This is a genomic window from Pseudarcicella hirudinis, assembly GCF_900115665.1.
Lineage (GTDB): Bacteria > Bacteroidota > Bacteroidia > Cytophagales > Spirosomataceae > Pseudarcicella > Pseudarcicella hirudinis.
The window spans coordinates 360,826-382,352 of sequence record NZ_FOXH01000004.1; the positions used below are offsets into that span (position 1 = coordinate 360,826).

The following is a 21,527-nucleotide window of genomic DNA, read 5'->3' on the forward strand; positions in this document are numbered from 1 at the left end:
CTTTCATTTTGATAAACTTTTAATTTGGTCATTTAATATACAACAAACTTTTTATCAAACTATTCCTTAGGAAAAAGCACAATATATTCTTTAAAACATCTCTCGCCATTTATTGTTTCGCTAAGTTAGTGATGAAATTTGAAACGTTGGTTACCTTTGTCAGAACTTGGTAAATAAATTTATTTAACTCAAGTTTTTCTTTAAATAAGTCAACATTTTACCAAATTAGTATAACTATCTTTTTTAAAAATTTAACGATAACCGGAAGTAGAACCCTCAGATATTAATCATAGTTCATCAAATAACTACCATTCCAGACATGTCTTTACTTAATTATAAGAATACCTCCACAAAACGTTTTTTAGAATATGTCCAGATCGACACTCAGTCTGATCCGGAATCTGAGTCACAGCCTTCTACTGAAAAACAAAAAAATTTAAGCAGACTGCTGGTTAAAGAATTATTGGAAATAGGCCTGAAAGATGCCCATCTGGATGAATATGGCTATGTTTATGCGACAATTCCTGCCAATTCCGATAAAGATATACCTGTCATTTGCTTCTGCTCTCATGTTGACACTTCTCCGGATTGCTCAGGAGAAGGGGTAAAACCTGTCATTCATAAAAACTACCAGGGTCAGGATCTGGTCCTTCCTGACGATAATGAACAGATTATCAGGCTTTCTGAGCATCCAGATCTGGCACATCAGTTGGGTAATGATATTATTACCGCTAGTGGAAAAACATTACTGGGTGCCGATAATAAGGCCGGGGTTGCCGAAATTATGGATGCTATTTACCACCTGGTGGCAAATCCTGAAATCAAACACGGTACAATTAAAATACTATTTACTCCTGATGAGGAAATCGGAAGAGGAACAGCCAAAGTTGACCTTGAAAAATTAGGTGCTTCATTCGGTTATACGATTGATGGAGAAACGCTGGGTTCTCTGGAAGATGAAACATTCTCTGCTGATGGGGCAAGAATATCAATTACAGGAGTCAGCCAGCACCCCGGATTCGCCAAAGGCAGAATGGAAAGTGCCTTAAAAATTGCTGCTGAAATCATCAGTAATTTACCCAAACACACCCTTTCTCCTGAAACTACGGAAGAAAAAGAGGGATTTATCCATCCGGTTGGTATTTCAGGTGCAGTCGAGACGGCCTCTATTGAATTCATTATCAGGGATTTTACAGAAAGCGGGTTAAAGAATCACGAAAGCCTTTTGGAAAAAATCATGTCGGAAGTACTTTCTCTGTATCCTAATTCGAAAGCTGAATTGAAAGTCTGGGAGCAATACAGAAATATGAAAGAAATACTGGATGGTTATCCTCAGGTGACAGCTTATGCAATGGAAGCGATTCAAAGAGCCGGGATTGAAGCCAGACAAATGAGCATCAGAGGAGGAACAGATGGTTCAAGACTTTCTTTTATGGGGCTGCCATGTCCGAATATTTTTGCAGGAGAACATGCTTTTCATGGAAAGCACGAATGGGTTTCTGTACAGGATATGGAAAAAGCTACAGAAACTATTGTTCATTTATGCCAGATCTGGGAAGAAAATGCTTAGTTTCAGACTCCGGTGCTATTAAGATAAAAACCCTCTCTTTTCGGAAAGAGAGGGTTTATTATTTTTTTGAATGATCGGTTAATATCCGGGATTCTGAGTAAGAGTTGGCTGACCATTTTTCTGACTGTACTGTATTTCCTGCAAAGGAATCGGGAAGTACTCATGTTTCCCTTTAATAAAGTTTGCAGGAGCCAGATATGCTCTTTTGGTTTTTTCTACTGTATAATATGCATTTAATGTTTCAGCAGCTATTCCCCAGCGAACCAAATCGAATCGGCGATGTCCTTCCATACCAAATTCCAGACGTTCTTCAAAACGAATCGCTTTACGGGCTGCGTCTTTGTCTGACCAGGGAGTTGAATATTCCTTAATAACATAGTTTGCAGCAGCTGTACCATCAGGATTTTTCACAAAACCATCCGGATTGGCAGCTCTCTTGCGAATCATATTCACATATTTACGGGCGTTTTCAAGTGTTCCGACTTCAGCTTCACATTCTGCTAACCATAATAAAATATGTGAATAACGAATCATACGATAGTTGTTGGCATTCAAACGAACGTTCCCTGAAAAAGTATTGGTTCCGATATCTGATTTGTACATCAGGTGTTTTTTAGGAGAATAAGGGCCCGCATAAGCCTGATCACGAACATAATCTTTCCCGGTATGTATTCCCCAGTCAAGGAAAGGAATACCTCTTCTGCCTACTGTCCAGTCCAAACGCGGATCCAAACTACCTTTATAAGGCGTAAACGGATCTTTTACTTCAAGTCCCTGATCGTTTGTAACATCTTCATTATTAAAAGTATCGAGCAAAGGCAGACCGTTTGCATCTGTTTTGAAGGCGTTTACCAGATTCTGAGAAGGCTGGAAAAAACCACAGCAGGTAGTTACCCCTCCCCCGCCATAAGGATAGTTCAAAGTAGCTCCGATGTTCCCGTTTTCACCATTTGGTGCTCCGTCATTTACAGAAAATTCTACTTCAAAAACAGACTCTTTATTATTGTTGGTAGTAGCTCTGAAATTGTCAGAATATTTGTCAACCAACGCATAATTTCCACTGGCAACAATTGCTTCGAGCAAAGTTTTAGCCGGAGCATATTTTCCCTGGAAAAGATAGGCTTTTGCCAGCATGGCAGCAGCAGACCATTTATTGGCACGTCCTACCTGGGCCTGTTTAGCAGGAAGGTTATCATAGGCAAACTGTAAATCAGCCAGAATTTTATCCCAGATATCTGCAGTATTAGGAACCTTTGTGCTTTCCAGATCCGTTGAACTGTACGTTTTATCATCAATATAAGGTACATTATTAAACATCTTCTTTACCTCAAAATGATAATGTCCTCTCAGAAAGCGGGCTTCTGCTTCGAAAATTTTCCGTTCTGCATCTGAAACATCTTTTGCTGCGGCAAGTGCCTGTAAAGCATCATTACTTCTGGCGATACCATCGTACACCGATCTCCATTTACCCCAGAAATAAACATTATCTGAAAAAATCTGTGTACTCTCTATCAGTGAAATTGCAGGCTGGTCACCTGCGTTTGTTCCTTTATAGGCATCATCAGCTGCCACAGAACCATAAACCCAGTTATCGCTTGAACTTTGGTAAGATCGGAATGAACCACCTCCGGTTGCCCAGCCATCTAACAAAGAATAGGCTCCTGTTAGTAATAAATTTACACCTGATTTATTCTGAAAGAAACTGGTTGGCAAGGCTGCTTTGGGTTGTACATCCAAAAAATCATCTTTACAGGATGTTGCCAGTCCTCCGATGAGTATTGAAGTTATAATGAGAATCTTTTTCATTTTTTAAAATATTTAATTTGTGAATAATGAATGAGCTTAACTGATTGGTAAAAGATTTTTCAATTCTTTCAGAACCATTCTTTAAAAGCTCAAATTCAAACCAACTAAAAACGTCTTAGCCACAGGATATGCTCCTTCATCAACACCAATCTGTCTGTCATTTCCGGCTGAATAGTTACGAAGGTTAATCTCCGGATCCATTCCTGAATAATTAGTCACCGTAAATAAATTCTGTCCCTGTACATACACAGAAGCTCCGCTCACACCCAGTTTAGACAACATTTTTTCAGGAAGACGATAAGTCAGCTGGATATTTTTCACTCTGAAATAAGAACCGCTTTCTAAATAATAGGTTGATGGCTGAATACTGATCTGGTCACTTGAACGAGGTTGAGGAAGAATAGCATCTGTTTTGCCCGGTCTCCATGATTGCTCAAGCATTCTGCGGCTACGGTTACCCTGGAATGTCGGGAAATCTGTCCAGTATTTCACATAATTGAAGATCTGGTTTCCATAAACCCCCTGACCAAATAAGGTTAAAGTGAAGTTTTTATAAGATGCACTCACGTTGATACCATAGTTGAAATCCGGGTGAGGACTTCCGATTACGGTAAGGTCTCCGGAATCAATTTTTCCGTCACCATTTACATCACGGAATTTAAAACGTCCTGCACGGTTCTCTGTATTTTTCTCCGAATCATCTCTTGAACTTCCAAATTGAGGAGCATAGGCTTTTCCTTCTGCGTCACTCTGGAAGATACCGTCAATAATATATCCGTAAAATGAAGATATCGGATAACCTTGCTGAGTTACGACAAAGTTGGTAATACGTTGGTCATTCAAACCAAAATACTGAGTTTTAGGATCTCCGTTTGTTTTGGTAACAAGGTTTCTGTATGTACCGAAATTTGCCCCGATTGAATAAGAAACTTCTCCTACTTTTCCGTGATAATTAATTCCAAGGTCTATACCACGGTTACGCATTTCACCGATATTCTGGAAAGGAACCGTAGCTACACCCGCAGTTGCAGGAGCCGGAACCGGGAATAACATGTCAGATGTCACACGATTGTACCAGTCAAGTGCCACATCAAGTTTACCTTTCAGCAAAACAGCATCCAAACCGATGTTGGTTGAAGTTGTTGTTTCCCATTTTGCCTTGGCATTACCAAACTGAGTCAGTTCATATCCAGCAACGGCAGAACTTCTTGAACCTGTGAGGTCATAGAATGAAGTGGCAGGGTTCAGAGAGAACTGAGTATAAGGGTTGTAGTTACCAATTTCCTGGTTACCGGTTTGTCCCCAGCCAACTCTCAGCTTCGCCTCATCCAAAAAGCCTAATTGTTTCATGAACGGTTCTTCTGTAAATCTCCATCCCGCACTTACTGCCGGGAAATAAGCTGCACGATAATCCGCTGCAAAACGGGAAGAACGGTCACGACGCAAGGTTACATCAAACAAATATTTATTGGCCAACGAATAGTTTACCTTAGCAAATTCAGAAGCCAGTTGCCAGTTGGAAGCAGTACTGTTATTGGTTTGAACACCTGTACCGGCAGCTAAATAACGGTTATCAAGGGCATCTGTTTTAAAGTCTGTACGGCTTGCATCAAATTGCTCAAAATAGTTTTTGATGGATTCCGTACCCAAAATAACATTAAGTTTATGCTTATTTCCGAAAGAAGTATTGTAGCTCAATGTATTATACCACGTCCAGGTATATTCATAACCATTGGTAGTACTTAACAGGTTACTGCCTCTTGCTTCAGAAGACTCAACGTCACGAATGGTATAAATTCTTGCATTGGCATTGTTATAATCTATACCGAACTGTGTTCTGGCAGTCAGGTTTTTCAGAATGTCAACCTCCGCATAAGCATTTCCGAAAAGTCTTACTTCTTTGTTAACATTGTCCTGGTTTCTGTATAATAATGCGACAGGGTTAAGTGCGTTGTCAAGGTCACCGCCTCTTGTTCCGGCAAAATTTCCCATTACGTCATAAACCGGAATAATCGGCTGAATACGATACGCAAAAGACACCGGGTTATTTTCGAAGTTATTACCATTGGGCTGTCCGACTCTTTCTCCGAATGCTACCTGAAAGCTCTCACCTACTCTGATACGTTTTGATACATTAAATTCAGTATTTACCCGGAAGGAATAGCGTTTAAAGCTGGTATAATTCATGATACCTTTCTGGTCGAAATAGTTCAGTGACATAGCATATCTTCCATTTTCATTACCTCCGGAAACGCCCAGCTGATGATTCTGAATCGGAGCATTTGAGAAAATCTCATTAAACCAGTTGGTACCGACAGGATTCGCTCTGGTAATCAGGTAAAATGGTTTGGCAGGATCAATGTTATAAAGGCTTGGATCAGCTCTAGGGTCATTCTGACTACCTCCGCTCGGGAAGATATAATATGGAATGGTTGGCGTAGCACCACTACCGAATTGAGAATGAGTAGGATATTTAATGGCATCCTGTATTCTGATTTTTCCATCGACCAGACCGGAAAGCGGAGTATTTCCATCTGCCCAGTATTTTTTATCGAGATTCGCAAGGTTCAAAGAGTTCGTTCTTTGCTCCCAAAGCAGATTAGCATATTCCTGGGTATTCAACAAATCAAGGGTTTTACCTGGCGTCTGATTTCCGTAATATACATCATACGTAAATTTCGGTTTACCGGGTTTTCCTTTTTTGGTCGTAATAATTACAACCCCGTTTCCAGCTCTTGAACCATAAATTGAAGCAGCAGAAGCATCTTTCAATACCTGCATATTTTCAATATCATTCAGGTTAAGGGTATTGAGGTTACCTTTGGTAGGCGTTCCGTCAATTACATATAAAGGAGAGTTATCATTGATTGTACCAAAACCACGGATACGAACCATTACACCGCCTCCGGGAGAGTTTTCATTCCCTACTGTTACCCCGGCAACGCGTCCCTGCATGGCCTGACCTAAGTTGGTAGATGGAGTAGAAAGAAGGGTTTTGGCATCAATTGTTGCAACAGCTCCGGTAATATCTCTTTTCGACTGAGAACCATAACCTGTTACGACAACCTCACTAAGACTACTTATTTCCTCATCAAGAGAGACTGAAATGGTTGATTGGTTACCTACAGCGATTTCCTTTCTGGCATAGCCAATCGAACTGATGATTAAAACAGAACCGGCATTTTTTACTGATATTCTGAAATTCCCGCTTCCATCGGTGGAAGTTCCGGTCTGCGTTCCTTTAACAATAACATTGGCTCCGGGAATACCCTGCCCATCTGATGAGCCGACTACTTTTCCAGTTACCTGACGGTCTTGTGCCTGTAAACCCAAGCTTACTGAAAGCAAGGTCAATAACAAGAAAACACGTCCACACAACATGTAGAGTTTTTTTTCCATTGGATAGATAAATTGGTTAAAAATTAAAAATTGAATTTGGTTAAACTTGAAATACAACGTGAAAAATCCGGCATTTCCCAAAATGCTGAATAGTACTGACACAATCCATTCCTATGAAAATTCAGGTATGAATCACATGATTTTAATAATCGGGAAAAGGTGTTCAAGGCAATGTCATTGCGAAAAGACATTACGCTGATTATTCAATGCAGAAATATAGTTTTGGTTAATACTATAAATAAAGGAATCAAATCAGGTCGAAATACCTGACATTGAAAGAAGTGTTAATAAACTTAAGCGGGGTTTTTAAGTAAAGCATTTTCTTCATAATTTTTTCAGTTAAGTTTTCAGAGCAGGTTATTTGTACTTTGTAATGTTTTTTTTTAAATATAAATAGAATAATTTTAAAATGTATACCCAGCATTAAGAAATTATTTCATTTGTTCGGAAATGTACCAGAATAAATCTTTGGTATAGTATTCTGATACATAGACAGATACATAATTTCATGTAAATTGAAAAGCTCTTTTGGGCAGTTTTTCCTTCAAATTTGAATAGGAAGGGCATTTTTAGCTTTTCAACTTTTCTACACTGTTATAATATACGTTTTGAATTTGCAACGGATTGCATAGGATAAGCGGATTTTACAGGATCTTTCAAAGATGCTATAAAATCCGCTTGTCAGGAGATGGACGGTTTTAATCGGAAAAACAGGCTAAATGGATTTTCTCTTTTCCGCATGGTACGCCCGGAAGCGTACCATGTTCTCTATCAGGTTTTTGAGGAAAACGGAGTTTTTATAATTTTATCACTGACTATTTTAGTGATGTAGAACTACCATTTGCTTTGTCATGGTAGTTTTTTATTGCTTAAAATCAGTCCGGTTGGCCATTATCGCAAGATAAAATCCCAGAGCTAATAATAAAGGTGTGAGAACTATGAAGATTATTACCATTGCTGATAGCTATTATAGACCAATAATAAGTATTTAACTGTTACAAATTTCAGGGAAAAAAAACTACCGTTTTAGCGTAGAAATACGTATTCTGCTATAAACTCATAATACTTATCAAATGATAATTTGTCAGACAGTATGTATTTCATCAGATAGTATGTAATAACATAAACCTATTTCAAAAATGTATCAATAAAGCTGAATAGAGGCAATATTATGAAAATCCCTCATTACTTGGCATTACAAAGTACCTGTTTTTATATTGCTCCTTAAAATATTCCTTTTAAGCGTAATTTTTAACCGTCCGTTAAAATACTGGTTGCTGATTCTGAAAGGCATCATAACTTTCGGACATCAAAAGAAAAAAAAACAGAATTCTTTAAATTTTAATCTCTAAAGTCATGAACGAAAAACTATATCGCATCCCTTCCAAAGCAGTTTTAGGTGGAGTTGCGGCAGGCCTTGAAGAAAGATTTGGTATTGATGTGAGCATAATCCGGGTAATTTTTGTCCTTGGTACTATTTTGACACACGGTCCGTTTTTCCTAATTTACATTATCCTATGGATTGCACTTCCTGCAAAGACTATGATGGATATGGCATCTGATTACACAGAAAACTCTAATTTCAATATGACTAAAATGAAAAATAATTCAAATTCGATCGCTGGTATCATCCTGATCGCACTGGGTTCTCTATTCCTTATGGATGAATTCTTTGACATTGATTTTGGTAAACTTTGGCCTCTTGTTTTAATTGCTGTCGGGGTGTACATTATTTTCAAAGACAAAATCAAGGGTAATAATAATACTAATAACTTCGGTAACAACGAGCCGGGCAACTCCGGTTTCTAAGTCCGTTTTGTTTCGGATTATTTTTCAGAAACGCTGGAATTGACTTGTTTTTCAATACTGTCAATTAAAAGTCTGAACTTGTATTTTGTTTAATCTTAAACCTTTAACGCAATTTGAATTATGAACGCAAGGAATATTTTCTCCGGAGGTCTTCTGATCTTTTTGGGAGTATTATTTTTAGGAAAAGAATTAGATTGGTTCTATGTGGACTGGCATGTAATTTTCCGCTTCTGGCCTGTACTTTTGATTTACCTCGGCATTACCATGTTTGTTGGTAAACAAAGCACTTCAGCTACAGTAGTTACGATTGTTTTACTTTGTATCGCTATCCCGGCTGCTATCATCAGTAGTGTAAAACATAAAATCGAACAAAAATGGGATGATAAAGACATTCACATTGATTTGGGCGATAATGATGATGACCATAACGACGATAATGATAATAATGATGAACATTGGGAAGGCCGTACAGGCAAACAAAGTTTAAGCGAACCAATGGAAGCTGCTATTAAAACAGCAACATTTAATCTTGATGGTGGCGCTGCTGAATTTAAGATCAAAGGTACTTCTACTGACCTTGTAGCGGCTGATACGGATCTTGATTTTGGCAAAGTAAGTCTTAAAAAGAGTGTAAGCGGTTCTAATGCAGATGTGAATTTCAGTTTCAAAAACAAACATAACAACATTCACTTCGACGGTAAAAACGGTATCGACAATAAAATTGATCTTAAATTAAATCCTGAACCAGAATGGAATATGAATTTTGAGTTCGGAGCCGGAAAAGCAGATTTTGACCTCTCCGATTTCAAAGTAAAAAAATTAAGTCTTAAGACCGGCGTTACTTCTACAGATTTAAAACTGGGAGATAAAGTTGACAATTCTGAAATAACCATTGAGTCGGGATTAGCAGATGTTGATGTAGAAATTCCGGCATCGATCGGATGCAGAATTAAAGTTGACGGAGGTTTAAATGCCAAAACTTTTAAAGATTTTGTAAAAAACGGAAGCTTCTGGGAAAGCCCGGGCTATGAAAAGGCGGCCAAAAAGATGCAAATCAATTTCACAGGTGGTTTGGCTAATCTGAAAGTAAGAAGATATTAATTCCGGATTCTGTAAAATAAGATTTTCAATCCGGCGTTATCATAAAACAATAGAGAAAAAGGGCTGTTTCTAAAAGGAATAAGCCCTTTTTGCTTATCAGGCTATGTGTTTAACGTTTTAAAAAGAATGCCTTTAAAAACAAAGAACTTCGTTTTCTCTATCTATTTTTGTATTTTTCCCCTGTAATTATCCAGAACGATTAATCCTAAATGGGAGATTTACCTCTAACACTTTCAGTTAGAGTACTTTTAAATTCTATTTGGCCAAATATATTAACCCAAAACATTTACTGTCAAAAATCAAAACATGAAAAAGCACATTTTACAAAAACTGTCCTCTTCAATTCTCTTATTGTTATTTGTAGTGGCAGCTCATAAAAATTTCGCCCAATACGGTGGAGGTGGATATGGTGGCAGAGGAGGTGGATTCAGACCAGGCGGTGGCGGATTTCAAGGCAGTGATAATACGCCGAAAGCATTCTCTCCTCCGGATCCGGAAAAAGTGGTTGAGGAAGAAAATAAATGGATGAAAAAGAAATTGAAACTGACTGATGAGCAAGTTCCTTTGGTAGACAAAATCAATATAGATTATGCATTCAAACGCAATGATTTGTATGAAGAGTTTAAAAAAGTACAGGAAAATCCAAGTCAGGAACTTCGTGATAAACTCAGAGAAAAAGCAATGGCTATCAACGAAGGAAAAGATAAAGAACTGAAAGCTGTTTTAACTGAAGAGCAATTTGCTACTTATCTGAAAAAGAAACAGGATATGATGAATAGCACTTACGGTGGCGGACAAAGAGGTGGCGGAGGATATGGCGGAGGTGGATACGGTGGTGGCCGCAGAGGCAATTACTAGTATTTATCCTGTAGAGTCAAAACAGAAAATGCTCCTTTTAAGGGAGCATTTTCTGTTTTATCAGAATGTCTGAATTTTATATATTATTCCCACTCAATGGTTGCCGGTGGTTTTGAAGAAATATCATAAACTACTCTGTTTACTCCTTTTACCTTGTTAATAATTTCATTAGAAATTTCTGCCAGGAATTCATATGGTAAATGACACCAGTCGGCGGTCATACCATCTACACTGCTGACAGCCCTCAGGGCTACTACTTTTTCATATGTACGCTCATCTCCCATTACTCCCACAGAGTTGATTGGAAGCAAAATGGCTCCTGCCTGCCAAACCTGATTATACAAACCTTTGTTTTTCAATCCGTTAATAAAGATGGCATCTACTTCCTGTAAAATCTGAACTTTTTCAGCAGTAATATCACCTAAAATACGAATAGCCAATCCCGGACCAGGGAAAGGATGTCTTTGTAAAATATTAGGATCTATTTCCAGCGTTCTTCCTACCGCTCTCACTTCATCTTTAAACAAAGTATTCAAAGGCTCCACCACTTTCAATTTCATGAAATCAGGCAGACCACCTACATTGTGATGAGATTTAATGGTTGCTGAAGGACCTTTTACTGAAACAGATTCAATCACATCAGGATAAATTGTTCCCTGACCTAACCATTTCACATCTTCTATCAAATGAGATTCCTGATCGAAAACGTCAATAAATACTTTACCAATTGCCTTGCGCTTCGCTTCCGGGTCAGTTAATCCGCTTAACGCAGCATAAAACTGATCTTTTGCGTTAACCCCCTTTACGTTCAGGCCAAGGCTTTTATATGATTCGAGAACCTGCTCGTATTCATTTTTTCTCAGCAAGCCATTATCCACAAAAATACAATACAGATTTTTGCCGATAGCTTTATGGATCAATACCGCCGCAACAGAACTGTCAACACCTCCTGAAAGTCCTAATACAACTTTATCATCTCCCAGTTTCTCTTTCAGGGCTGCCACTGTTGACTCTACGAATGAATCTGCTGTCCAGTTTTGAGAGCATCCGCAAATGTTAACCACGAAGTTTTTAAGAATCTCTTTTCCTTCAGAAGAATGGGTAACTTCAGGGTGAAACTGAATCCCGAAAGTTTGTTCTCCTTTAATATGGAATGCAGCAACTCTTACTGAATCTGTAGAACCAATGATTTCAAAGCTCTCCGGAACAGAAACAATGGTATCTCCATGAGACATCCAAACCTGAGAATGTTCTGAAATATTAGCAAAAAGCGGATTTTCTCCTGATTTTTTGTCCATCATTGCCCGTCCATATTCACGGTGGCCAGAGGCCATTACTTCCCCGCCTGCTGTATGAGCTAAGAGCTGAGCACCATAACAAATTCCCAACAATGGTAATTTATTTCTGAATAGTGACATGTCCACACGAGGAGAATCTTCTTCACGAACAGAACAAGGGCTTCCTGAAAGGATTACGCCTTTTACGTCGTCACCTATTTCCGGAATATGATTGTAAGGGTGAATTTCACAATAGACATTCAGTTCTCGAACCCGGCGGGCAATAAGTTGAGTTACCTGTGAGCCAAAATCAAGGATAAGAATTTTTTCGGGCATCTTTCTTTTACGGATATTGGTAAGGATTCTTTTTTCAGTTTTCCTGAAAGCCAAGACCCATGTTGGTTAAAAATAAGTCGCAAATTTCGTGATTTTTATGAGATTTCCGACATAGAAACCGAATGTTTTTTTCGAAAATCCGGCAATACCTTATTAATACAGACATTTAATCTCTGACAACGAAAAATCATTGAGCTGCCAATCAGGCTAAACCTATGCCGAAACCAGACAAAACAACCTGATTTTCAACACTATAACCAATCTTTTCTTTTAAACCAGAGAAGCATTACAATCACCAGAGCAATCATAATTCCCCAAACACCATAATATCCGTAATGCCAGTGAAGCTCTGGCATATTGTCAAAATTCATCCCATAAATCCCGGCCAGAAAAGTAAGCGGAATGAAAATAACAGAAATTACAGTAAGAACTTTCATTACGTTATTCATTTTATTACTCACCTGAGAAAGGTAAAGATCCATCAGTGAAGTAATTAATTCCCGGTAAGAATCAATGGTTTCCAGCACCTGACTCACATGGTCATAAACATCACGCAGGTATATGGTCGTATTTTCGGTAATCAAAGGAGCTTCTTCCCGAATCAGCCCAACCAGCATTTCCCTTAATGGAAAAACGATTTTTCTCATCAGCATGACTTCTCTTTTCATCTGATACAGTTCATTCAATGACCTTTGTCTGGCACTATGAATTATTTCTTCTTCCAGTCGCTCGAGGTCTTCCCCGATTTTTTCCAATACCAGAAAATAATTATCAACTACTAAATCCATCAGTGCATACAGCAAATAATCCGAGCCGTTTTTACGGGTTTTTCCGGCAGAAGCCTTCAGTCTGATCTTTACATTTTCAAATACATCTCTGTTGCGTTCTTCCTGAAAGGAAATCAGGTATTTATGTCCGAGAATAAAATTCAGATGTTCTACCTCAATGTCACGGGTATGAGGATTATACTCAATCATTTTGAGGGTAAGAAACAACTGATCTTCATTAAAATACTCAAATTTGGGCTTCTGCTGTGTATTTACAATATCCTCCATTACAAGAGGATGCAGGCCATATACATGCCCTATTGTTTCTACCACTTTAGGTTCGTGAATTCCATCGACATTCAGCCAGATGATTTCGTCGGGTTTATCTTCAATTTTACATTCAATCAGCTTTTTCAGCTTGGATTCCTTGCAGAAAAACTCATTGTATTCAATCAGAGAAATTTTAGTAGCATATTGTACTTCTTCTCCAATGTAGGTAAGCGTTCCCGGAGATGTTCCTAAGTTTTTATTCTGAATTCTATATTTTTTTGCCATACTGCTCACTTATCCTGATTGTTGACCCTGACGGGCTTTTTTTATTGAACTCCTTCGCTATATTTGTTAAATTTAAATAAGTTATTGTACATATTCTGTATTCTCCATATCAATTAAATCTTAAAGAAATCGCATGACGCTTAAATCTGTCAAACAAGTTGAACATATTGGTATTGCGGTTAAAGATCTCTCTATCTCTAATGAAATTTTCAGTAAATTATTAAAAATTCAACCTTACAAACAAGAAACGGTTGAGTCAGAAAAAGTAAATACTTCCTTTTTTCAGACCGGAGAAACGAAAATTGAACTTCTTGAAGCAAGCAGTCCTGAAAGTCCGATTGCCCTGTTTCTTGAAAAAAAAGGAGAAGGGATTCATCATATTGCTTTTGAGGTAGATGATATATATGCTGAGATGGACAGACTTAAAAGTGAGGGTTTTATTCTAATAAATGATAAACCCAAACAGGGTGCTGACAATAAATTAGTATGTTTCATTCATCCTAAATCGACTAATTCGGTTTTGATAGAGCTTTGTCAGTCCATTCCTTGCAACCACATAGGCATAGAGGGCACATAGAAAAAAGTTCATGTAACCACATTGGCATAGAGGGCACATAGAAAAAAAGTTCATGTAACCACATTGGCATAGAGAGCACATAGAAAAAAGTTCATGCAACCTCATTGGCATAGAGAGCACATAGAAAAAAAGTTCATGCAACCTCATTGGTATAGAGGATACATAAGAATACATAGAAAAATGTTTATGTAACCACATAGACATAGAGGACACATAGAAAAAAAGTTCATGCAACCTCATTGGCATAGAGGACACATAGAAAAAAGTTCATGCAACCACATTGGCATAGAGGATACATAAGAATACATAGAAAAATGTTTATGTAGCCACATAGACATAGAGGACACATAGAAAATAATATGTGTGTATTGTTTATATGTTTACAAAATGTCGTTTAAATAAGATTTAATTACTAAACTAACTAATACCCAATTTAAAATTTAAAAACCTACATGAAAGAACGTTACTTATCCCTTGATATTTTTCGGGGTCTTACGATTGCTTTAATGATTTTAGTGAACAATTCAGGCTTTGGAGACTTTACGTATGCACCTCTGAAACATGCTAAATGGCATGGTTTTACGCCTACTGACCTGGTTTTCCCCTCTTTTATGTTTGCCGTTGGGGTGGCCATGCGCTTTTCATTTAAACCATATAATTACCAGTTAACACCTGAACTTCGTGGCAAAATCATTAAAAGAACGCTTCTTCTGTTTCTTATCAGTTATTTGATTTTCAATTTTCCTTATATAGATTTCCAGCTTTCCCACCTGAGAATACTCAATGTATTACAGAGAATTGCCTTAGCTTTTTGCGCCGTTTCTTTTCTGACGCTGAAAGTTGACCGGAAATATCTTACCTATATCGGATCTGGCATTTTATTGGCATATTGGGCCATTATGTGGTTTTTTGGAGAAAGAGGAGCAGAATATGACTTAATGACCAATGCTGCCAGAAAGTTTGATTTAATGGTGCTTGGAGCAGGTCATTTATATCATGGTGAAGGTATTGCTTTTGATCCGGAAGGACTTCTGAGTACTCTTCCGTCAATTGTAACAACCTTAATCGGGTATCTGACAGGCTATTACCTACAGGAAAGTAAAAACGAACGCCTGACTAAAGTTAACAAGTTAATTGCTTATGGCTTCTTTCTGATAACCATCGCGTTAATATGGAATTTGGCATTTCCAATCAATAAAAAACTTTGGACAAGCTCTTATGTATTACTTGTCGGAGGAATTGACCTTGTTGTTTTAGCTGTGTTAATCTGGATTATTGATATGAAAGGCAAAACCGGCTGGACTAAGTTCTTCCATATTTTCGGAATGAATTCAATTGCAGCTTATGGTATATCAGAATTACTGGCAATTAGCCTGAACAAAGCAAAAGTGAGAGAAGGTGATGGAATTATCAGTCTTTCCGATTGGATTTACTGGCATGTCTTCAAGCCCACGTTTGGCTATTACAATGGCTCTCTGATGTTTGCAATTACTTTTGTATTGGTATGCTGGATTTTCTGCTGGGTGATGTACAAAAGGAAAATCTTCCTTAAAGTTTAATTATCTGCTTATTGATGAGAGTCTGTTTCCTGTAAATTTACAACAGCAGGCTCTCCTCTTTTTTCATCTCCCCAAACAGACATCGCTTCCAGAATATCTCTGAGGGAGTATCCCAAATCAGTCAGCTGGTATTCTACTTTTGGCGGGACTTCCGGAAAAATCGTTTTGGTTATCAGCCCGTCCTGCTCTAATTCCTTCAGTTGCGCTGCAAATATTCTTTCCGAAATTCCGGATAATCTTCTTCTCAGTTCGCTATACCGCAATTTAGGATTGTTCAGTAAAATACCCAGAATACTCAACTTCCATCTCCCTCCTATCTTCGACAAAGTAAAGGCCATTCCACAGGTTTCATGCAGTTTTTTTTGATTAACGGAGTTTGTTGAATGCTCTTTTCTCATAATGACACTTACTTTTTTGTTAGTAAACTACAAGGGAATCAGTACTTGTTTCAGCACAAATTAAGGGTCTAATTTTGTCGAAAAAAAGAAATTATGGAAAATTTAAAGACACTCATTCATTGGTTGAGTTATTGTTATTACCTGTACATTTTCGGTTATGCCGGCCTCTTTAAAGTAATTCAGAAACCACAAATGATGCGGAGCATGGAGTCATTGGGGTTTAATAAAACCTGGACAATTTTTATAGGTTTGGCAGAAATAATAGGCGTAGCGACCCTTCTGGCCGGTATTGTGGAACCAAAGCTTAAAAATGCGGCGGTTCTGTATCTTTTTCCCTTTGCTGTGGGTGCATTTGTAACACACATGGCGCATCAGGAATATCGCCATTTCTACAATTCACTCATTGTCTGTATTCTCAGTATCATTTTACTACTCACTGACAAGCATTTTTACATCAGGTTATAAAGATTCAGACTTAAGGCTCAGGTGATTTGGCAGACTTGTCCGGAACAACAAATGGATAGGCCACAATCTTTAATGTTTTAGTGGAACTACATCTAAAATGCTTTCTTTTCAGCAAAAAAATGGTTCCGCCAGCGAGGATTAATCCCGCAGAAATAAGTTTAACCACCGGAGTAGCCACAAGTAAGCCGGAACCATTTATCATACTGCCGAAAAATAAAAGGATGCCTGCTGCCGGTAGTAATCCCTGAGCCTGAAGTACTAAAGAATTTCGGTCTTTATCGGTAAAAGCCTGAAAAATCTTAGTTATTTTTTCAATCTCATACGTTTTAATGCTTTGATCCGGAAGCAAAACAGAGATCTTTCCATACGCTAAACTATGAATATAGCCGCTAATGATATGGGTTTCTGAAAGTGTACTAAAACTGACAGGCATACCAGGCCAATAGGCTTTGATACTTTTTCCACGATTTTCAAGTACCAGAATACGAATAGAATCGGGAGCAATACAGTAAGCTGAAGAGTCGGATACACTGAATATAAAAGCCGCAAAGGACAAGTAGATAAACAGTTTCATAGTAGCTGCGGTTTAGTTTATCTCTATTACGTCCTATTCTCTTCTGATATTATTTCAGCTTATTGACTTTAACATTTTTTAAGAATAGTAGTATCTACCCTACAAAAAACAAACTCCCTCAGAACCCGGAGATCCTGAGGGAGTTTATTCTCTGAAATCAGCAATTATTACAACAACGCTGCTCCGAAAACCCCTGCACTATCGCCCAAAAGCGGTTTTACGATAGGAGTCTGAACAATACGGTTGTTGAAAATATATTTCTTAATTCTCTCATAACCTTCTGTATATAGCAAATCTATATTTCCAACACCTCCTCCGATAACAATAACGTCCGGATCCATTACATTAATCAGCGTTGAAATACCTCGTCCGTAATATTCAAGCATCCGCTCAATGGTTTCGGAAGCTGCGGTATCTGTTCCTGCCAGATGCCTTTCCAGAATTTCTTTAAGTTTTAACGGATTTCCAGTCAGCTTCAGGTAAAACTTTTCAAGAGCCGGTCCTGCAATTACTTTTTCTACACAACCGGATTTCCCGCAATAGCAGGACTCCCCGTTTTCTTCAATAATATTATGTCCCCATTCACCGCCGATACCATGTTTTCCATAGATTGCTTTGCCATTTACGACAAGGCCTCCTCCTACTCCGGTTCCCATAATTACCCCAAAAACTACCTGAGCATCCGGATTCACCTGCTGTACCGCTCCCATCAATGCTTCTGCCAATGCAAAACAATTTGCATCATTTGCCAATTCTACCTTACAGCCTAATGCAGTTACGAGATCGGTTTTCATTGGCTTGCCATTCATACAAACCGTATTGCAGTTTTTCATGGTTTGCGTATCCGGATCCAGTACGCCCGGGGTAGCAAAACCTATTTTAGAAGGCTTTTCTCCTAATTTTTCCGAAACTATATCAACCAGTTTCTTAATCTGATTAATAATATGTTCATAACCCTGATCTGCTTCTGTAGGAACACGTTCTCTGATGATTACTTTCAAATTTTGTTGGTCATCCAACACAGCACATTCAATTTTTGTACCGCCTAAATCAATACCCCAAAGGTTCATTTTAGAATTTATCGTAAATAGTTAAATGTTTGAAATTATTTTTGGTGAATAGTATCCCGACTGATATTACTGATCAAAATAACAACCCGGAAAAATTATCTGCGGTTATCATCTCCGTCCATCATGCTTAAATAACTTGAATATCTGCTGGCAGCAATTTCTCCCTCAGCAACAGCTTCAAGAATAGCACATTTAGGTTCATTGAGATGCAAACAGTTATGAAACTTGCATTCTCCCAAGCGATCTCTCATTTCTGGGAAAAAGTGGCTTAATTCCTCTCTTTCGATATCTATCAGGCCCAGTTCCTTAATTCCCGGTGTATCAATGATAAATGTACCTTCAGAAATTTCGAACATGGTAGCAAAGGTTGTGGTATGAACCCCTTTATTAGCATAAGAAGAAATTTCAGTCGTTTTAAGATCCAGTTCAGGAGCAATCATGTTCACAAGCGAAGATTTCCCAACCCCGGAATGTCCTGAAATCAACGTTATTTTATTTTTCAGCACTTCCTCAAAACTCTGAATCCCGATATTTTCCAAAGCGGAAGTAAATACACAGGGATAGCCTAATTCTTCATAAAGTGCCGCCAAATCGGCCAGATGATCTTTTTCATCTTCCGACAATAAATCTATCTTATTGAAAACGATAGTCACAGGTATTCTGAAAGACTCTGCTGTTACCAGAAAGCGATCGAGAAAACCCAAAGAAGTTTTCGGGTAATTCAGAGTTACAATAATTACAGCCTGATCCAGATTAGCTGCCAGAATATGTCCCTGAGCAGTTTTATGAACGGATTTCCGGATAATATAATTCTCTCTCTGCTCTATTTCATAGATAATTGCTGTATTTTCAAGGGTATCTTCAATATCAAATTTAACCCTGTCACCCACTGCAATAGGATTTGAGGTTTGAAGTCCTTTTATCTTAAATTTACCTTTCAACCTGCCTTTCCAAACATGCTTATCTTCCGTGAGTATTTCATACCACGACCCGGTTGAACGTATTATTAATCCTTTATTCATAAATTTTCCCGGTCATTTTCTGCCGGAATTGATACATAATTTAGTTTACTTATTGTTTTACAATCCAAGTTTTTTGGAAAAAGCTATTATTTTTTCTGTTCCTCCAACGTTATTTTTCACATATTCCAGAATACGCTCAGATTGTTCATGTCTCAGGTTTTCATTAAAAAACAGCTTTTCGAAAATTCCGGTAAACTCTTCCGTATTTCCAATCGGATTTGCTCCTTTCAATGATATTAAATCCCTGGCTTCCTGAAATTTGAGATAGTTCCTGTTACCGAAAAAAATCGGTAAACCAAATGTCGCCGCCTCAAGCGTATTATGCAAACCTTTTCCATAAGCACCACCAATCCAGGCAAATTCTGCATACTGATAAAGGGAGGACAGCATTCCGATGTTATCAATAAACAAAACCTGATTGCTGCGCAGTGTTATATCATCCATTAATTGATTAATCTCCGAAAAACGAAGGCTTTTGCCTGTCAGTTGCCTTCTCCATGCTTCAATTTCCTGGTCATGAATTTCATGCGGTGCAATAATAATCTTTAATTTTTCCTTAAAATTATTGATAAATGGCAACAAAACGTCAAAATCTTCCTTCCAGCATGATCCGATTATCAGTAATTTCTCGCCATTTTTAAAAGAATTTACCTCTTTAATATCCTTTTTGGAAAGTGCAATTTGTCTCACCCGGTCAAACCGGGTATCTCCGCCGACACTAATCTGTTGAATACCAGCATTTCTCAACAGATCAAAAGAAGATTGATTTTGTACGAAAATATGGGTAAAAAAGTCCAGAATACTGCGGTAGAATGTTCCGTAAGATTTAAAAAAGATTTGTTTTTCTCTGAAAATTGCTGAAAATGAAATAGCCGGAATATGTTTCTGATGTAAAATATTCAGGTAGTTATACCAAAATTCGTATTTCACAAAAAAGGCAATGGAAGGATTTACGATTTCAATAAATTTCCCCGCATTTTCAGCCGTATCTGCCGGAAGGTAAAAAATAAAATCAGCTCCGGCATAGTTTTTCCTGACTTCATAACCTGACGGCGAGAAGAAAGTAAGCATGATTTTAAAATCCGGAAATTCCTGCCGAAAAGCTTCAATAACCGGCCTGCCCTGTTCAAATTCGCCTAAAGAAGCACAATGAAACCAGGCAATCCTGTGACTGCCAGAAGAAGCACTTATCTGCCGGGCTAATTCAGTAAAAATATGTTTTCTCCCATTAATCCATAACCTTGCTTTGGGGTTAAAAGGACTCAGCAGCCAAATAAGAAATTGGTATGAAATAATGGAAATATTATAAAAAAATCTGGCCAATCGAATTTTGTATTAGTTTTTGAATCAAATTTGTACAAATTTGGTTTTCAATTATATATAAGAAGTAGCTTTTACAAATAACAATAAAGATAAGTCATCATTAAATCATGAACTGGAATCAATTAACAGAAGTATCTCAATTACACGCTATCAAAGAAGAGTCATTTAACCAACCTGTTCTGCTTTTCAAACATAGTACGCGATGCTCTATTTCATCCGCCTCTCTTTCGAGAATGGAACGTCAGTGGAAACAGGAAGAAGCAGGTGAATTGAAACCTTACTATCTGGACCTGATTGCCAATCGTCCGGTATCTAATGAAATTGCCGAACTTTTTGAAGTTGAACATCAGTCGCCTCAGGTATTGATAATCCAAAACGGGGCGTGTGTTTATCATACTTCCCACATGGATATTTCCTTTGGAAATGTGGTTGAGAATATCAGCAACTAAATTTTATGAGCTGGATTTGTAACAAGTCCAGCTCATTTTTTATCCGATCCTGTTCCTGAATACCTATTACCACTCAAATCCAACCACCTGTTCCAGATCAGGATGAAGGCTCAATGATACAGGACAAGCATGTGCTGTATTTTCAAGTTTCTGGATTTGTGCAGGACTAAGCTCAACATTTGCTTTCATCTTTAGCAGAATCTCCAGTCTTGCTACTTTTCTTGGCGGTGTCTGCGACATCACTTTCGTTACCTCAACTTCTGATCCTTCCAGTTCAATACCATCTCTCTGAGCCACGATGGCCATTGTGGTAAGCATACAGGTTCCGGTAGCAGTAGCCAGTAAATCAGTAGGAGAAAATGCTTCTCCTTTGCCCATATTATCAGTAGGCGCATCAGTAATCAACTGATTTCCAGATTGTAAATGTTTTGATTCTGTACGGAGTCCTCCGAGGTAAGTAGTCTTTACAGTTGGCATAATCGCTTTATTTAGTGTAATTTGAGTTTAAAATTACATAAATTCATTAAAGGATTCGTAATTTTAGGCGATATTACTTCTGTCAGATTGTCAAAATAAAATTTCTGTAAACCGGATCGGGTTTCCGATATATTT

At 38.0% G+C, this 21,527-nt stretch carries 18 protein-coding genes; 8 read left to right on the forward strand and 10 right to left on the reverse strand.

All coding sequences use genetic code 11. The features are described 5' to 3' along the window. Positions 1–319 precede the first annotated feature (319 nt). Positions 320–1,570 carry a peptidase T gene (gene pepT, locus BM179_RS09675; RefSeq protein WP_092015923.1) on the forward strand — a complete coding sequence of 417 codons (1,251 nt, stop codon included), beginning with the start codon at positions 320–322 and terminating at the stop codon, positions 1,568–1,570. Between the two features lie 78 nt (positions 1,571–1,648). Here pepT and BM179_RS09680 read toward each other — a convergent pair whose 3' ends face one another. Both BM179_RS09680 and BM179_RS09685 read right to left on the reverse strand, forming a co-directional pair. Next, positions 1,649–3,376, reverse strand: a complete 1,728-nt coding sequence (locus BM179_RS09680; RefSeq protein WP_092015926.1) for a RagB/SusD family nutrient uptake outer membrane protein — start codon at positions 3,374–3,376, stop codon at positions 1,649–1,651. A gap of 81 nt (positions 3,377–3,457) precedes the next feature. Then, positions 3,458–6,775 (reverse strand): SusC/RagA family TonB-linked outer membrane protein, encoded by a 3,318-nt coding sequence (locus tag BM179_RS09685; protein ID WP_092015929.1) that lies wholly within the window; start codon positions 6,773–6,775, stop codon positions 3,458–3,460. 1,356 nt (positions 6,776–8,131) lie between these two features. Here BM179_RS09685 and BM179_RS09690 point away from each other — a divergent pair. The 3 genes from BM179_RS09690 (at position 8,132) to BM179_RS09700 (ending at position 10,543) form a co-directional block, all read left to right on the forward strand. Beyond that, the gene (locus BM179_RS09690) at positions 8,132–8,584 is read left to right on the forward strand and encodes a PspC domain-containing protein (RefSeq protein ID WP_092015932.1); all 453 of its coding nucleotides are present in this window, start codon (positions 8,132–8,134) and stop codon (positions 8,582–8,584) included. A 120-nt stretch (positions 8,585–8,704) separates the two neighbouring features. Continuing rightward, positions 8,705–9,685, forward strand: a complete 981-nt coding sequence (locus BM179_RS09695; protein ID WP_092015935.1) for a toast rack family protein — start codon at positions 8,705–8,707, stop codon at positions 9,683–9,685. 306 nt (positions 9,686–9,991) lie between these two features. Further along, positions 9,992–10,543, forward strand: coding sequence for a DUF4890 domain-containing protein (locus BM179_RS09700; protein ID WP_092015938.1), 552 nt, complete (start codon positions 9,992–9,994; stop codon positions 10,541–10,543). Between the two features lie 83 nt (positions 10,544–10,626). Here the strand turns inward: BM179_RS09700 and guaA are convergent, their stop codons facing one another. Together guaA and corA are read right to left on the reverse strand one after the other, a co-directional pair. Continuing rightward, positions 10,627–12,156 carry a glutamine-hydrolyzing GMP synthase gene (guaA, locus tag BM179_RS09705; protein WP_092016207.1) on the reverse strand — a complete coding sequence of 510 codons (1,530 nt, stop codon included), beginning with the start codon at positions 12,154–12,156 and terminating at the stop codon, positions 10,627–10,629. A gap of 251 nt (positions 12,157–12,407) precedes the next feature. Beyond that, complete coding sequence (corA, locus tag BM179_RS09710; RefSeq protein WP_092015941.1) at positions 12,408–13,478, reverse strand: magnesium/cobalt transporter CorA; 1,071 nt, start codon at positions 13,476–13,478, stop codon at positions 12,408–12,410. A gap of 133 nt (positions 13,479–13,611) precedes the next feature. On the opposite strand from corA, the gene mce reads away from it, so the two are divergent. Together mce and BM179_RS09720 are read left to right on the forward strand one after the other, a co-directional pair. Beyond that, a complete protein-coding gene (gene mce, locus BM179_RS09715; RefSeq protein ID WP_092015944.1) occupies positions 13,612–14,055 on the forward strand; it encodes a methylmalonyl-CoA epimerase in 444 nt (147 codons plus the stop codon). Positions 14,056–14,507: 452 nt separating this feature from the next. After that, positions 14,508–15,614 (forward strand): acyltransferase family protein, encoded by a 1,107-nt coding sequence (locus tag BM179_RS09720; protein WP_092015947.1) that lies wholly within the window; start codon positions 14,508–14,510, stop codon positions 15,612–15,614. Between the two features lie 8 nt (positions 15,615–15,622). On the opposite strand, the gene BM179_RS09725 is transcribed toward BM179_RS09720, so the two are convergent. Then, a complete protein-coding gene (locus BM179_RS09725) occupies positions 15,623–16,012 on the reverse strand; it encodes a winged helix-turn-helix transcriptional regulator (protein ID WP_092015950.1) in 390 nt (129 codons plus the stop codon). 93 nt (positions 16,013–16,105) lie between these two features. Between BM179_RS09725 and BM179_RS09730 the strand changes: the two genes are divergently transcribed. Beyond that, positions 16,106–16,477 carry a DoxX family protein gene (locus tag BM179_RS09730; protein ID WP_092015953.1) on the forward strand — a complete coding sequence of 124 codons (372 nt, stop codon included), beginning with the start codon at positions 16,106–16,108 and terminating at the stop codon, positions 16,475–16,477. A 10-nt stretch (positions 16,478–16,487) separates the two neighbouring features. On the opposite strand, the gene BM179_RS09735 is transcribed toward BM179_RS09730, so the two are convergent. The 4 genes from BM179_RS09735 to BM179_RS09750 all read right to left on the reverse strand — a co-directional run bounded on the left by BM179_RS09735 (position 16,488) and on the right by BM179_RS09750 (position 20,466). After that, the gene (locus BM179_RS09735; RefSeq protein ID WP_092015956.1) at positions 16,488–17,051 is read right to left on the reverse strand and encodes a hypothetical protein; all 564 of its coding nucleotides are present in this window, start codon (positions 17,049–17,051) and stop codon (positions 16,488–16,490) included. 167 nt (positions 17,052–17,218) lie between these two features. Beyond that, a complete protein-coding gene (locus BM179_RS09740) occupies positions 17,219–18,121 on the reverse strand; it encodes an ROK family protein (protein ID WP_092015959.1) in 903 nt (300 codons plus the stop codon). Between the two features lie 95 nt (positions 18,122–18,216). Further along, positions 18,217–19,143 (reverse strand): ribosome small subunit-dependent GTPase A, encoded by a 927-nt coding sequence (gene rsgA / locus BM179_RS09745; RefSeq protein ID WP_092015963.1) that lies wholly within the window; start codon positions 19,141–19,143, stop codon positions 18,217–18,219. A 57-nt stretch (positions 19,144–19,200) separates the two neighbouring features. Further along, entirely contained in the window at positions 19,201–20,466 is a 1,266-nt protein-coding gene (locus tag BM179_RS09750) for a 3-deoxy-D-manno-octulosonic acid transferase (RefSeq protein WP_092015966.1), read from the reverse strand. A 107-nt stretch (positions 20,467–20,573) separates the two neighbouring features. Between BM179_RS09750 and ytxJ the strand changes: the two genes are divergently transcribed. Continuing rightward, a complete protein-coding gene (gene ytxJ / locus BM179_RS09755; RefSeq protein ID WP_092015969.1) occupies positions 20,574–20,915 on the forward strand; it encodes a bacillithiol system redox-active protein YtxJ in 342 nt (113 codons plus the stop codon). 66 nt (positions 20,916–20,981) lie between these two features. On the opposite strand, the gene BM179_RS09760 is transcribed toward ytxJ, so the two are convergent. After that, positions 20,982–21,392 (reverse strand): OsmC family protein, encoded by a 411-nt coding sequence (locus tag BM179_RS09760; protein ID WP_092015971.1) that lies wholly within the window; start codon positions 21,390–21,392, stop codon positions 20,982–20,984. Between the last annotated feature and the right edge of the window lie 135 nt (positions 21,393–21,527).